We start from the raw sequence: 12,159 nt of genomic DNA on the forward strand, positions 1-12,159 counted from the left end.
CCCCGGCGAAGCCGCTACTTCTTCCGGCCGCGCTTCTCCCGCACCCGGACGGAGATGTGGATCGGCGTTCCCTCGAAGCCGAACTCCTCGCGCAGCCGACGCTCCACGAAGCGGCGGTAACCGGCCTCGATGAACCCGGAGGCGAACAGCACGAACCGCGGCGGCTTCGTACCGGCCTGCGTTCCGAACAGGATGCGGGGCTGCTTGCCGCCGCGGACCGGGTGCGGGTGCGCGGCGACCAGCTCGCCGAGGAAGGCGTTCAGCCGGCCGGTGGGGACGCGGGTCTCCCAGCCGGCCAGCGCCGTCTCGATCGCCGGGACCAGCTTCTCCATGTGCCGGCCCGTCTGTGCCGACACGTTCACCCGGGGCGCCCACGCGATCTGACCGAGCTCGGTCTCGATCTCGCGCTCCAGGTAGTAGCGGCGCTCCTCGTCGAGGGTGTCCCACTTGTTGTACGCGACGACGATCGCGCGGCCCGCCTCGACGGCCATCGTCACGATCCGCTGGTCCTGGATGGAGATGGACTCGGAGGAGTCGATCAGGATGACCGCGACCTCCGCCTTCTCGACGGCGGCGGCGGTGCGCAGCGAGGCGTAGTAGTCGGCGCCCTGCTGGAGGTGGACGCGCTTGCGGATGCCCGCCGTGTCGACGAACTTCCAGACGACGCCGCCCAGCTCGATCAGCTCGTCGACCGGGTCGCGGGTGGTGCCCGCCAGCTCGTTGACGACGACGCGGTCCTCGTTCGCCACCTTGTTGAGCAGCGAGGACTTGCCGACGTTCGGGCGGCCGATCAGCGCGATGCGGCGCGGGCCGCCGACGCCGGTGGCGCCGAACGTCTGCTGCGGCGCGTCGGGCAGCGCCTCGATGACGGCGTCCAGCATGTCGCCGGTGCCGCGGCCGTGCAGCGAGGAGACCGGGTGCGGCTCGCCGATGCCGAGCGCCCACAGGGCGGTGGCGTCGGCCTCGCCGGACGGGCCGTCGACCTTGTTGGCGCAGAGCACCACCGGCTTCTTGGCCTTGCGCAGCAGCCGGACGACGGCCTCGTCGGTGTCGGTGACGCCGACCGTGGAGTCGACGACGAAGACGACGGCGTCGGCGGTCTCGATCGCGTACTCGGCCTGCGCGGCCACCGACGCGTCGATGCCGAGCACGTCCTGCTCCCAGCCGCCGGTGTCGACGAGCTTGAAGCGGCGGCCCGCCCACTCGGCCTCGTAGGTGACGCGGTCGCGGGTGACGCCCGGCTTGTCCTCGACGACGGCCTCGCGGCGGCCGATGATGCGGTTCACCAGGGTCGACTTGCCGACGTTCGGGCGGCCGACGACGGCGAGCACGGGCAGCGGGCCGTGGCCCGCCTCCTCGATGGCGCCCTCGACGTCCTCGATGTCGAAGCCCTCTTCGGCGGCGAGCTCCATGAACTCCGCGTACTCGGCGTCGCCGAGCGCCCCGTGCTCATGCTCCGGGGAGCCCTCGGGCTGGATCTGGTCGTTCATGAAGTCCGTACCTCGTCGTTCATTCGTGGTGATCGGTGCGCCGTCTCGGTCGGAGGCCGGTGCACTACTGAAAGTCTCGCTCAGCGCCCGGTCAGGCGCCTGGCGTCCGCCAGGTGGCCGGTGAGCCGCTCCTGGATGCGCACGGTCGCCTCGTCGAGCGCCTTGCGCGTACGCCGTCCGCTGCCGTCGCCCGCTTCGAAGGGGTCGCCGAAGACGACGTCGACCCTGCTCCTGAGGGGAGGCAGCCCCTTTATCAACCGTCCGCGCTTCTCCGTGCTTCCCAGGACGGCGACCGGGACGATCGGTGCCCCGCTGCGCACGGCGAAGTACGAGAGTCCGGCGCGCAGCGACGCGAAGTCGCCGTCGCCGCGGGTGCCCTCGGGGAAGATGCCGAGCACTCCCCCGTCCTTCAGCACGTCGAGGGCGCGCGTGATGGCGGTCCGGTCGGCGCTGGTGCGGTCGACCTTCAGCTGCCCGATGCCTTCGAGGAAGGTGCCGAGCGGCCCGATGAACGCCTCCTGCTTGATCAGGAAGTGCGTCGGGCGCGGGGCGACACCCATGACCATGGGGCCGTCCACGTTGTGGGAGTGGTTCACGGCGAGGATCACCGGGCCGGCGGCGGGCACCCGCCACGACCCGAGTACGCGCGGCTTCCACAGCCCGTACATCAGGCCGACGCCGATCCGCCGCCCGACCTCGGCCCCGCGGACCGAAGGCGCGTCCGTCACTTCGCCGCCCGCTTCTCCTCGACCAGCGTCACGACGCACTCGATGACCTGCTGCAGCGTGAGCTCGGTGGTGTCCACCTCGACGGCGTCCCCGGCCTTGGCCAGCGGCGACGTCTTGCGGCTCGAGTCGGCCTTGTCACGGGCGACCAGGGCCTCCTGGGTCGCCTTGACGTCGGCGCCCTTCAGCTCACCGGAGCGGCGGGCGGCGCGGGCCTCGGGCGAGGCGGTGAGGAAGATCTTGAGGTCGGCGTCGGGCAGCACGGTCGTACCGATGTCCCGGCCCTCGACGACGATGCCGACCTCGGCGCCCTTGGCGATGGAGCGCTGGAGGTCGGTGATGCGGGCGCGCACCTCGGGCACCGCGCTGACGGCGCTGACCTTCGAGGTGACCTCGGTGGTGCGGATCGGCCCGGCGACGTCCGTGCCGTCCACCGTGATGGTGGGCGCGGACGGGTCGGTGCCGGAGACGATGTCGGCCTTGCCGGCGACCGCGGCGATCGCGGTCGGGTCGGTCAGGTCGATGCCGTTGTTCACCATCCACCAGGTGATCGCCCGGTACTGGGCGCCGGTGTCCAGGTAGCTCAGACCGAGCTGCGCGGCGACGGCCTTCGAGGTGCTGGACTTGCCCGTGCCGGAGGGTCCGTCGATCGCGACGATGACAGCTGCCGGGGTTTCCATGGGTGACGGACACCTTTCTCAGTGCACGGGGGCATGCGTACGGGGCGCGGACACGCCCCGCACAAGGTTACTGGCTCTGGCAGGCGCCTTTTACTGGCGCATGGCCCAGCCCCGCTCGCGCAGGGACGCGGCGAGTTTCGGGGCGGCGGCGGGCTGCACCATGAGCTGCACGAAACCGGCCTGCTGCCCGGTCGCGTGCTCGATGCGGACGTCCTCGACGTTGACCCCGGCGGCGCCGGCGTCGGCGAAGATGCGGGCCAGCTCGCCGGGCTGGTCGGAGATGAGTACGGCGACGATCTCGTACGCGGCCGGGGCGGCGCCGTGCTTGCCGGGCACCCTGGCCTGTCCGGCGTTGCCGCGGCGGAGCATGGTCTCGACGCCCTCGGCGCCCTCGTGGCGCTTGGCGTCGTCGGCGGACTGGAGGGAGCGCAGCGCCTGCACGGTCTCCTCCAGGTCCCCGGCGACCGCCGAGAGCAGGTCGGCGACCGGTCCGGGGTTCGCGGAGAGGATGTCGATCCACATCTGCGGGTCGGAGCCGGCGATCCGGGTCACGTCGCGGATGCCCTGTCCGCAGAGCCGGACGGCGCTCTCCTCGGCGTTCTCCAGCCGGGCCGCGACCATGGTGGAGACCAGGTGCGGCATGTGGGAGACGAGGGCGACGGCCCGGTCGTGGGCGTCGGCGTCCATGACGACGGGGACCGCGCGGCACAGGGCGACCAGTTCGAGGGCGAGGTTCAGGACCTCGGTGTCGGTGTCCCGGGTCGGCGTGAGAACCCAGGGGCGGCCCTCGAAGAGGTCGGCGGTCGCGGCGAGCGGTCCGCTGCGCTCGCGGCCGCTCATCGGGTGCGTACCGATGTACGGCGTCAGATCGAGGCCGAGCGCCTCCAGCTCGCGGCGCGGGCCGCCCTTCACGCTGGCGACGTCCAGGTACGCGCGGGCCGCCCCGGCGCGCATCGCGTCGGCGAGCTGGGCGGCGACGTGCGCCGGCGGCACCGCGACGACGCACAGGTCGACGGGGCCCTCGGGGGGCTCGTCGGTGCCGGCGCCGAGCGCGGCGGCGGTGCGGGCCTGCGCCTGGTCGTGGTCGGCGAGGTGCACGGTGACCCCGCGCGAGGCGAGGGCGAGGGCGGCGGAGGTGCCGATCAGGCCGGTGCCGATGACGAGTGCGGTTCTCACTGGGCGATGTCCTTGCGGAGGGCGGCCGCGGCACCGAGGTACACGTGCGCGATCTCGGACTTGGGCAGGTCGGTCTCGATGTGCGCGAGGAGCCGGACGACGCGCGGCATGGCGCCGGCTATCTCCAGCTCCTGGGCGCAGATCAGCGGCACGTCGGCCAGGCCGTCGACGCCCAGCTTGCGGGCGGCCGCCGCCGGGAAGTCGGAGTGCAGATCGGGCGTGGCCGTGAACCAGATGGAGATCAGGTCGTCCGCGGTCAGACCGTTGCGCTCCAGGACGGCGGTGAGCAGCTCACCGACCTGCTCGTCCATGTGGTCGGCCGCGTCCCGCTCCAGCTGGACGGCGCCCCGGACCGCTCGTACCGCCACGACGATGCTCCTTGCCTGTGTACGTATGTCTGTCCGCTCCAGCGTAATTGGGCCCGCACGCACGGGTGCGCGGCGCCCGTCTGCCGAGACGGGGGCCGCGCGCCGCGATACGGGTGGGTCAGAGGTTCTGCTGCTTCGCCAGCTCCTCCAGGGAGACGGCCGGCACCTGCCCGTCGGGGGTGATCCGGTCGACGAGCTGCGGCAGCTGCTGCGCCACCTGGTCGGCGACCTGGTCGCGGCTGATGCCCGCGTCGGCGGCGGCCTGGTCGAGGGTCTCGTCGGGGATGGCCTGCTTGACCTGGTCGGCGTCGAGCGGCTGGTTGCTGCCCGTGCCGACCCACGAGTCGAGCTGGTCCTGGCTGACCAGGCCGGACTTCGTGATCATGTCCATCAGGCCGCCGAGCGGATTGGACCCTCCGGCGCCGCCCCCGCCCGTCTTGCTGCTCAGCACGGAGCTCAGGACCTGGCCGAGGATGTTGCCGGTGCCGGACGAGCCGCCCTGGCCGCCTCCGCCGAGGAGACCGCCGAGCAGACTTCCGAGATCGTTGCCCGCCATGGGGGTGCCTTTCGGGCTCGGGGAAACGCGAACCACCTCAATGTCACCCGAAGCGCACCAGGGCGCCACTCGGCCGGAGGAGGGCCGGTCGTCCCCTGGACGCGGCGCCGCGGGTCCGCTGTCATGAAGAGTCGGCCGCACGCCGCGCCTCGGGGGAGGCTCGCAGATGAAGCGCTCAGGACCCCTCTTCACGCTGTTCGCCGGGCTGGCGCTCGGCCTGGTCATGCTGTCGCTGAACGCCACGACGGGCGAGGCCGGGGCGCCGCCCGGAAACACGCCCGCCGCGTCCCCGGCCACCGAGAGCCCGTCCGTGCGGCCGAGCCCTTCGCGGACGGCGGGCGGGAAGTCCGCCTACGCGGGCCGCACGGACGACGGCACGGCCGCCGTCTCGGTCTCCGTCCGGGGCGACAGGGCGATCGCGTACTACTGCGACGGCCGCACGAAGGAGTCGTGGCTGAAGGGGCCCGTCGGGGACGACGGCTCCCTGAGGCTCAGCGGCGCGCACGGCGCCGAGCTGACGGGCACGCTCAAGGGCGACCGGATCCGGGGCACCGTCGAGACCGGCGACCGGCCCGCCGCCTTCACGGCGAGGAAGGCCGTCAAGCCGTCCGGCCTGTACCGGGCCACCACCGAGGTGCGCGGCGCGCGGATCGACGGCGGCTGGATCGTGCTGCCCGACGGCCGGCAGGTCGGCGTCCTCGAGCGCGACGGCGTACCGCGGGCCGCGCCCCGGATCGACCCGGAGACCGGCGCCGTCATCGTCGACGGCGAGCGGCTGACCGCGCGTCCCGTCGTCCCCCGACCGCTCCCGGAGGGGTGAGCCATGCCCGTCGACCCGAACGCCCCGACGCAGAGCTTCCCGAGCCCGGTGCCCGGCCACCGCGCCCCGGGCCCGGCCCGCTATCTGGTGCCCGCGGTCGTGGCGGCCGCGGTGGCGGTGGCCCTCGGCGCGTACGGCAAGGTGCACGACCCGGCGGGCACGGCGTTCAACCTGGCCGGGTTCACCAGCACGAGCGCGGTGAAGTCCTGGCTCGCGACGGTGGCGTTCGCCTTCGCGCTGGTCCAGGTCGGCTCCGCCTTCATGGTGTACGGGAAGCTGCCGGGCCCGCCCTGGGCGCCGGCCCTGCACCGCTGGTCGGGCCGGATCGCGTTCCTCGTGGCGGTCCCGGTGGCGGTGCACTGCCTGTACGCGCTCGGTTTTCAGACGTACTCGGCCCGGGTCCTGTGGCACTCGCTGCTCGGCTGCTTCTTCTTCGGGGCGTTCAGCGCCAAGATGCTGCTGCTCCGGGCCGAGCGGCTGCCGGGCTGGCTGCTGCCGGTCGTCGGCGGCCTGGTCTTCGCGGTGCTGACGCTGCTGTGGCTGACGTCGGCGCTGTGGTTCTTCCGCACGGTGGGGGTGACGACATGACAACCAGTCGGCGCGCGGCCTCGCGCAGGAGCGTGCTCGTGGCGGGCGCGGCGGCGCTCGCGGCCGGGTGCAGCAAGTACGGCGACGAGAGCGGGGGCGGAAGCGGCGGGACCCGGACGGCGCGGACCTCACCGCCCGCGGAAGCGTCCCCGCGGTCGTCGTCCCCGGTCGTGCTGGCGAAGACCTCGGACATCCCGGTCGGCGGCGGCCGGGTCTTCGCCGCCGAGAAGGTCGTGGTCACCCAGCCCGCCCAGGGGGACTTCAAGGCGTTCTCGGCGATCTGCACGCACGAGGGCTGCACGGTGAACCGCGTCGCGGGCGGCACCATCGACTGCCCCTGTCACGGCTCGAAGTACCGGATCGCGGACGCCTCGGTCGCGGCCGGACCCGCGCCGCGCCCGCTGCCGCCCCGCCGCATCGGGGTCAGCGGAAATTCGATCACGCTCGGCTGACCGGCGGCCTACGCTCACGGCATGAACCCGCACGACCTCGTCCGCGACCACACGGTCTACGCCTGCGTGATGGGCTCGCGCGCGTTCGGCCTGGCCACCGAGGGCAGCGACACGGACCGCCGGGGCGTGTTCCTCGCGCCGACGCCGCTGTTCTGGCACTTCGACAAGCCGCCGACGCACGTCGACGGGCCGGCCGACGAGCAGTTCTCCTGGGAGCTGGAGCGCTTCTGCGAACTGGCGCTGCGCGCCAACCCCAACATCCTGGAGTGCCTGCACTCCCCTCTGGTCGAGCGGCTGACGCCGACGGGCGAGGAGTTGCTCGCCCTGCGCGGGGCGTTCCTCTCGCGCCGGGCGCACGAGACGTTCGCCCGGTACGCGGCCGGCCAGCACAAGAAGCTGGAGGCCGACGTCCGCGTCCACGGCGCCCCGCGCTGGAAGCACGCGATGCACCTGCTGCGGCTGCTGACGTCGAGCCGCGACCTGCTGCGCACCGGCGAGCTGCGGATCGACGTCGGCGAGGACCGCGACGCGCTGCTCGCGGTGAAGCGGGGCGAGGTCCCGTGGGCCGAGGTGGACCGCAGGATGGCCCGGCTGACCGAGGAGGCGGACGCGGCGGCGGACCGCTCCCCGCTCCCGCCCGATCCGGACCGGGCTATCGTCGAGGACTTCCTGTTCCGCACCCGCCGCGCCTCGGCCGTCGCCTGAGCCCCGCCGCCCCGTCACCTCACCCCGCGTCCCACTGCGCCCCGAACCCGATCAGCTCGTCCCGGTGCTCGATCCGGTCGACCCAGGCCGCAGGCCAGGCGTCCGCGCCCAGCCGGGCTCCGGCGAACGCGCCGGCCAGCGCCGCGATGGAGTCGGAGTCGCCCGAGGTGCAGGCGGCCCGGCGCAGCGCGAGCGCGGGTTCGTCGACGAACAGCAGGAAGCACAGCAGCCCGGTGGCGAGGGCCTCCTCGGCGATCCATCCCGCGCCGGTGGCGAGGCAGGGGTCGACCTCCGGATTGGCGTCGCGCAGGGCGGCCTCCAGCCGCTCCAGGACACCCAGGCACTCGTCCCAGCCGCGCGCGATGAACTCCTCGGGGCCCGAATCCTGGGAGCGCCGCCACAGGTCGCCGAGCCAGCGCTCGTGGTACCGGGTGCGGTTCTCCAGCGCGTAGGACCGCAGCCGACCGACGAGCCCGGTGGGGTCGGCGCCCTGCGCGAGGAGGTGCACGGCCCGCGCGGTCAGGTCGCTCGCGGCGAGCCCGGTCGGATGCCCGTGGGTGAGCGCGGCCTGCAACTGGGCCGCCCCGGCGCGCTGTTCGTCGTCGAGGCCCGGCAGGAGCCCGAGCGGCGAGACCCGCATGTTGGCGCCGCAGCCCTTGGAGTGGATCTGGCTGGCGTCGCGCCAGTCGCGGCGCGGGTCCTCCAGGAGGTCGCAGGCGCGCAGGCAGGTGTTGCCGGGGGCGCGGTTGTTGTCGGGCGAGCGGTTCCAGGCGATGAACTCGCGGCGCAGGGCGTCGGCGTACTCCCCGGGCGAGGCGGGAACCCCGGCCCGCGCCACGGCGAGCGCCATCTGCGTGTCGTCGGTGATCCAGGCGACGGGCCCGTCGTCGGGGAGCTTCATCTCCCGCCACGGCCCGCACATCGCCAGGATCGCCGGTACGTCGTTGAACTCGACCGGGGCGCCGAACGCGTCCCCGAGCGCCAGCCCGAGAAGCGATCCGGCGGCGGCACGCTCGGTCATGAGGAAGGACCCTTCTTCGCGTCGGGCACGGGTTCGGGCGCGGGCCGCAGCAGCGGCGGGTGGAGGGATCCGGCGCCGCCGGCCCGGTACAGCGCGGCGGGCTTGCCGCGGCCTCCGGTGAGCCGGGACGCGCCGGGGATCTGGGCGACGAAGCCGGGGGTGGCGAGCACCTTGCGGCGGAAGTTCGCGGGGTCGAGCTCGGTCCCCCACACCACCTCGTAGACCTGCCGCAGCTCGCCGAGCGTGAACTCGGGCGGGCAGAACGCGGTGGCGAGGCAGGTGTACTCCAGCTTGCCGCCGATCCGCTCGTGGGCGTCGGCGAGGATCCGGTCGTGGTCGAAGGCGAGCGGACCGTACGCGCCGCCCGCCCCCTCCTCGTACGGCAGCCAGGCGGCCCGCGCCGCGTCTCCGCCGCCCTGCGCCTGCGGCGCGTCCGGCACCAGGGCGGCGAAGGCTACCGAGACGACGCGCATCCGGGGGTCGCGGCCCGGCTCGCTGTAGGTGCGCAGCTGCTCCAGGTGGAGCCCGGCGACATCGTCGAGACCGGTCTCCTCGGCCAGCTCGCGCCGTGCCGCCTCCTCGGCGGCCTCGTCGGGCTCCAGGAAGCCGCCGGGCAGCGCCCAGCGCCCCGCGTACGGCTCCTGGCCGCGCTCGACGAGCAGAATGTGCAGCCGCCCGGACCTGAGCGTGAAGACGGCCAGGTCGACGGTGACGGCGAACGGTTCGTAGGCGTACTTGTCGTAGCCCTGCACGGACATACGGCGACCCCCTCCCTTATTGGTCTAAGAGACTTTAAAGGAGGGGGTCACTCACGACAACCCCTTGGGGGATCTGTGTCCGGAGTCGGCCTAGAGGTCGACTTCCTTCATCAGCATGCCGACCTCGGTGTTGGACAGGCGGCGCAGCCAGCCCGACTTCTGGTCGCCCAGCGTGATCGGGCCGAAAGCGACCCGCACCAGCTTGTCGACCGGGAAACCGGCCTCGGCGAGCATCCGCCGCACGATGTGCTTGCGGCCCTCGTGCAGGGTGACCTCGACCAGGTAGTTCTTGCCGGTCTGCTCGACGACGCGGAAGTGGTCCGCCTTGGCGTACCCGTCCTCCAGCTGGATGCCGTCCTTGAGCTGCTTGCCCAGGTCGCGCGGGATCGGGCCCACGATGTGCGCGAGGTAGACCTTCTTCACGCCGTACTTCGGGTGCGTGAGGCGGTGGGCCAGCTCACCGTGGTTGGTGAGCAGGATGACGCCCTCGGTCTCGGTGTCGAGCCGCCCGACGTGGAACAGCCGCGTCTCGCGGTTGTTCGTGTAGTCGCCGAGGTTCTGCCGGCCCTCGTTGTCCTCCATCGTGGAGACGACGCCGGCGGGCTTGTTCAGGACGAAGAACTGGTACGACTGCGTGGCGACGGTCAGGCCGTCGACCTTGATGACGTCCTTCTCCGTGTCGACGCGCAGGCCCTGCTCCAGGACGATCTCGCCGTTGACCTCGACACGGGCCTCATCGACCAGCTCCTCGCAGGCGCGCCGCGAGCCGTAACCGGCCCGGGCCAGCACCTTCTGCAGCCGCTCGCCCTCCTGCTCGGCGCCCGGGAAGGTCTTCGGGAGGTTCATCTTCGTCTTGCCCGCGTACCGCTCGCGGTTGCGCTCCTCGGCGCGCGCCTCGTACTCGCGCGAGGTCGCCGGGACCCAGCGCCCACGGCCCTGCGAGGACTGCTGTCCGCGCTTGGGGCCGCCCTTGGCACCGCCGCGCGCCGACGCGCCGCGGCCCGTCTTCGGGCCGTCCTGCGTGCCGCCGGGGCCCACGTCGTAACGCCGCTCCTCGGGGCGCGGCTTCTTCGGGCGGCCGCTGCCGCCCTGCTTGTCGTCACGGTCGTTGCCGGCGCCGCGGGGGTTGCCCCGGCCGCCGCCACTCCCGCCGCGGCCGCCGCTGTTGCCACCACGGCTCCCGCCGTTGTTTCCGCTGCTGTTCCTGCCGCTGCTGCTTCGCATCAAATTTCCGTTAGTCGGCTGTGTCGTCGGTGTACTGCGGGCCCGGCGCATCGGGTGCGTCCGGGTCGAACGACGGGACCCCCTCCAGCGTGTCCGCCTCGATCGCGTCCGCCTCGGGGAGGAAGGGCGCGAGTTCCGGCAGCTCGTCCAGGCCGCGCAGGCCCATCCGCTCCAGAAAGTAGTTCGTCGTCCTGTACAGGATCGCACCTGTTTCGGGTTCCGCGCCCGCCTCCTCCACCAGACCCCGCTGCAACAGGGTGCGCATGACCCCGTCACAGTTCACTCCGCGCACGGCGGAGACCCGGGACCGGCTGACCGGCTGGCGGTACGCGACCACGGCCAGGGTCTCAAGCGCGGCCTGCGTCAGCCGGGCGATCTGCCCGTCCAGGACGAAGCCCTCCACGGCGGCCGCGTACTCGGGCCGGGTGTAGAACCGCCAGCCGCCGGCCACGAGCCGCAGCTCGAAGCCGCGTCCCTGCACGGTGTACTCGTCGGCGAGGGCCCGCAGCGCGTCGGCGACGGCCCGCCGGGGCCGCTGCAGGATCTTGGCGAGGTGGTCCTCGGTGGCCGGCTCGTCGACGACCATGAGGACGGCCTCCAGCGCGGGCTTCAGGTCGAGCCCCTCCACACCGGTCGCGCCGTCCACGCTCATCGCGCACTCTCCTTGTCGTCGACGGGCTCGGGGGCCCGGTCGAACTCGTCGGTCACCACCGGCCGCTCGTCGCCCTCGCCGCCGGTCCACCGCACGAGCAGCTCGCCCAGCGCGGTCTCCTGGTCCAGCGCGACGGCCTTCTCCCGGTACAGCTCCAGGAGCGCGAGGAACCGCGCGACGACGGTGAGGGTGTCGTCGGTGTCGGCGACCAGCTCGCGGAAACTGGCCTCGCCCCGCTCCCGCAGCCGCGCCATGACCACGCCCGCCTGCTCCTGCACGCTCACCAGCGGGGCGTGGATGTGCTCGACGTACACCTGCGGCTTCGGCTTCGGCTGCATCGCCTTCACGGCCAGCTTGGCGAAGCCCTCGGCGCCGATGCTGATGACGACGTCGGGCAGCAGCTCGGCGTAGTGCGGCTCCAGGCCCACGGTGCGCGGGTAACGGCGCGCCTCGTCGTCCATGCGCCGGGTGAAGATGTCGGCGATCTCCTTGTACGCGCGGTACTGGAGCAGCCGGGCGAACAGCAGGTCCCGGGCCTCCAGGAGCGCGAGGTCGCCCTCGTCCTCGACCTCGGCGGCCGGGAGCAGCCGGGCGGCCTTCAGATCCAGCAGCGTGGCGGCGACGACGAGGAACTCCGTCGTCTGGTCCAGGTCCCAGTCGGGCCCCATGGCGCGGATGTACGCCATGAACTCGTCGGTGACCTTCGACAGGGCGACCTCGGTGACGTCCAGCTTGTGCTTCGAGATCAGCTGCAGGAGCAGGTCGAAGGGCCCCTCGAAGTTGGCGAGCCGCACCTTGAAGCGGCCGTCGTCCTGAACCTCTTCGGCAGGGACCTCTTGGGCGGGGGCCTCTTCAGCGGGCACGGCGGCCTCGGGCTCCGCCTCCGGCGGCGCGGCCAGCGCCCCCCGCCCCAAGGCGCGCCGACGCGCACCCCGGTCGGGCGA

The 12,159-nt window shown here is 73.0% G+C and carries 15 protein-coding genes; 4 read left to right on the forward strand and 11 right to left on the reverse strand.

Annotation, left to right across the window (positions count from 1 at the left end):
• Positions 1 to 14: 14 nt before the first annotated feature.
• The 6 genes from der to ABZ930_RS24015 form a co-directional block, all read right to left on the reverse strand.
• Entirely contained in the window at positions 15 to 1,490 is a 1,476-nt protein-coding gene (gene der, locus ABZ930_RS23990; protein ID WP_361551114.1) for a ribosome biogenesis GTPase Der, read from the reverse strand.
• Between the two features lie 80 nt (positions 1,491 to 1,570).
• Positions 1,571 to 2,218 (reverse strand): lysophospholipid acyltransferase family protein, encoded by a 648-nt coding sequence (locus ABZ930_RS23995; RefSeq protein ID WP_361551117.1) that lies wholly within the window; start codon positions 2,216 to 2,218, stop codon positions 1,571 to 1,573.
• Positions 2,215 to 2,895: a (d)CMP kinase gene (cmk, locus tag ABZ930_RS24000; RefSeq protein WP_361551120.1), complete on the reverse strand. Its 681-nt coding sequence runs from the start codon at positions 2,893 to 2,895 to the stop codon at positions 2,215 to 2,217. The genes ABZ930_RS23995 and cmk overlap by 4 nt, the downstream gene beginning before the upstream one ends.
• A gap of 90 nt (positions 2,896 to 2,985) precedes the next feature.
• Positions 2,986 to 4,071 carry a prephenate dehydrogenase gene (locus tag ABZ930_RS24005; RefSeq protein WP_361551123.1) on the reverse strand — a complete coding sequence of 362 codons (1,086 nt, stop codon included), beginning with the start codon at positions 4,069 to 4,071 and terminating at the stop codon, positions 2,986 to 2,988.
• On the reverse strand, positions 4,068 to 4,439 hold the full coding sequence (gene aroH / locus ABZ930_RS24010) for a chorismate mutase (protein WP_111666099.1): 372 nt from the start codon (positions 4,437 to 4,439) through the stop codon (positions 4,068 to 4,070). Before aroH ends, ABZ930_RS24005 begins: the two co-directional genes overlap by 4 nt.
• A gap of 118 nt (positions 4,440 to 4,557) precedes the next feature.
• Positions 4,558 to 4,995, reverse strand: a complete 438-nt coding sequence (locus tag ABZ930_RS24015) for a YidB family protein (RefSeq protein WP_361551126.1) — start codon at positions 4,993 to 4,995, stop codon at positions 4,558 to 4,560.
• 166 nt (positions 4,996 to 5,161) lie between these two features.
• Between ABZ930_RS24015 and ABZ930_RS24020 the strand changes: the two genes are divergently transcribed.
• From ABZ930_RS24020 to ABZ930_RS24035, 4 genes are read left to right on the forward strand one after another with little or no spacing between them, the layout of a single operon-like run.
• Positions 5,162 to 5,815 carry a hypothetical protein gene (locus tag ABZ930_RS24020; RefSeq protein WP_361551129.1) on the forward strand — a complete coding sequence of 218 codons (654 nt, stop codon included), beginning with the start codon at positions 5,162 to 5,164 and terminating at the stop codon, positions 5,813 to 5,815.
• A 3-nt stretch (positions 5,816 to 5,818) separates the two neighbouring features.
• Positions 5,819 to 6,403 (forward strand): DUF6529 family protein, encoded by a 585-nt coding sequence (locus ABZ930_RS24025; RefSeq protein ID WP_361551132.1) that lies wholly within the window; start codon positions 5,819 to 5,821, stop codon positions 6,401 to 6,403.
• Positions 6,400 to 6,855, forward strand: coding sequence for a Rieske (2Fe-2S) protein (locus ABZ930_RS24030; protein ID WP_361551135.1), 456 nt, complete (start codon positions 6,400 to 6,402; stop codon positions 6,853 to 6,855). Before ABZ930_RS24025 ends, ABZ930_RS24030 begins: the two co-directional genes overlap by 4 nt.
• Positions 6,856 to 6,876: 21 nt before the next feature.
• Entirely contained in the window at positions 6,877 to 7,560 is a 684-nt protein-coding gene (locus ABZ930_RS24035) for a nucleotidyltransferase domain-containing protein (RefSeq protein WP_361551138.1), read from the forward strand.
• Between the two features lie 19 nt (positions 7,561 to 7,579).
• On the opposite strand, the gene ABZ930_RS24040 is transcribed toward ABZ930_RS24035, so the two are convergent.
• From ABZ930_RS24040 to ABZ930_RS24060, 5 genes are all read right to left on the reverse strand, one after another.
• Positions 7,580 to 8,581, reverse strand: a complete 1,002-nt coding sequence (locus ABZ930_RS24040; protein WP_361551141.1) for an ADP-ribosylglycohydrolase family protein — start codon at positions 8,579 to 8,581, stop codon at positions 7,580 to 7,582.
• A complete protein-coding gene (locus ABZ930_RS24045; protein ID WP_361551144.1) occupies positions 8,578 to 9,339 on the reverse strand; it encodes an NUDIX domain-containing protein in 762 nt (253 codons plus the stop codon). The genes ABZ930_RS24040 and ABZ930_RS24045 overlap by 4 nt, the downstream gene beginning before the upstream one ends.
• A gap of 90 nt (positions 9,340 to 9,429) precedes the next feature.
• Entirely contained in the window at positions 9,430 to 10,563 is a 1,134-nt protein-coding gene (locus ABZ930_RS24050; protein ID WP_361551147.1) for a pseudouridine synthase, read from the reverse strand.
• 10 nt (positions 10,564 to 10,573) lie between these two features.
• A complete protein-coding gene (gene scpB / locus ABZ930_RS24055) occupies positions 10,574 to 11,215 on the reverse strand; it encodes an SMC-Scp complex subunit ScpB (protein ID WP_361551150.1) in 642 nt (213 codons plus the stop codon).
• Positions 11,212 to 12,078 carry a segregation/condensation protein A gene (locus tag ABZ930_RS24060; RefSeq protein ID WP_361551321.1) on the reverse strand — a complete coding sequence of 289 codons (867 nt, stop codon included), beginning with the start codon at positions 12,076 to 12,078 and terminating at the stop codon, positions 11,212 to 11,214. Before ABZ930_RS24060 ends, scpB begins: the two co-directional genes overlap by 4 nt.
• Positions 12,079 to 12,159 lie beyond the last annotated feature (81 nt).

Origin of the sequence: Streptomyces sp. NPDC046716, assembly GCF_040645755.1 — a bacterium.
In the GTDB taxonomy this organism is placed as follows: Bacteria; Actinomycetota; Actinomycetes; order Streptomycetales; family Streptomycetaceae; genus Streptomyces.

Bases quoted from the DNA above. Each gene is read 5' to 3' on its own strand.
- der (WP_361551114.1), bottom strand. From the start codon at position 1,490: ATGAACGACCAGATCCAGCCCGAGGGCTCCCCGGAGCATGAGCACGGG.
- cmk (WP_361551120.1), bottom strand. From the start codon at position 2,895: ATGGAAACCCCGGCAGCTGTCATCGTCGCGATCGACGGACCCTCCGGC.
- ABZ930_RS24015 (WP_361551126.1), bottom strand. From the start codon at position 4,995: ATGGCGGGCAACGATCTCGGAAGTCTGCTCGGCGGTCTCCTCGGCGGA.
- ABZ930_RS24020 (WP_361551129.1), top strand. From the start codon at position 5,162: ATGAAGCGCTCAGGACCCCTCTTCACGCTGTTCGCCGGGCTGGCGCTC.
- ABZ930_RS24025 (WP_361551132.1), top strand. From the start codon at position 5,819: ATGCCCGTCGACCCGAACGCCCCGACGCAGAGCTTCCCGAGCCCGGTG.
- ABZ930_RS24030 (WP_361551135.1), top strand. From the start codon at position 6,400: ATGACAACCAGTCGGCGCGCGGCCTCGCGCAGGAGCGTGCTCGTGGCG.
- ABZ930_RS24035 (WP_361551138.1), top strand. From the start codon at position 6,877: ATGAACCCGCACGACCTCGTCCGCGACCACACGGTCTACGCCTGCGTG.
- ABZ930_RS24040 (WP_361551141.1), bottom strand. From the start codon at position 8,581: ATGACCGAGCGTGCCGCCGCCGGATCGCTTCTCGGGCTGGCGCTCGGG.
- ABZ930_RS24045 (WP_361551144.1), bottom strand. From the start codon at position 9,339: ATGTCCGTGCAGGGCTACGACAAGTACGCCTACGAACCGTTCGCCGTC.
- ABZ930_RS24050 (WP_361551147.1), bottom strand. From the start codon at position 10,563: ATGCGAAGCAGCAGCGGCAGGAACAGCAGCGGAAACAACGGCGGGAGC.
- scpB (WP_361551150.1), bottom strand. From the start codon at position 11,215: ATGAGCGTGGACGGCGCGACCGGTGTGGAGGGGCTCGACCTGAAGCCC.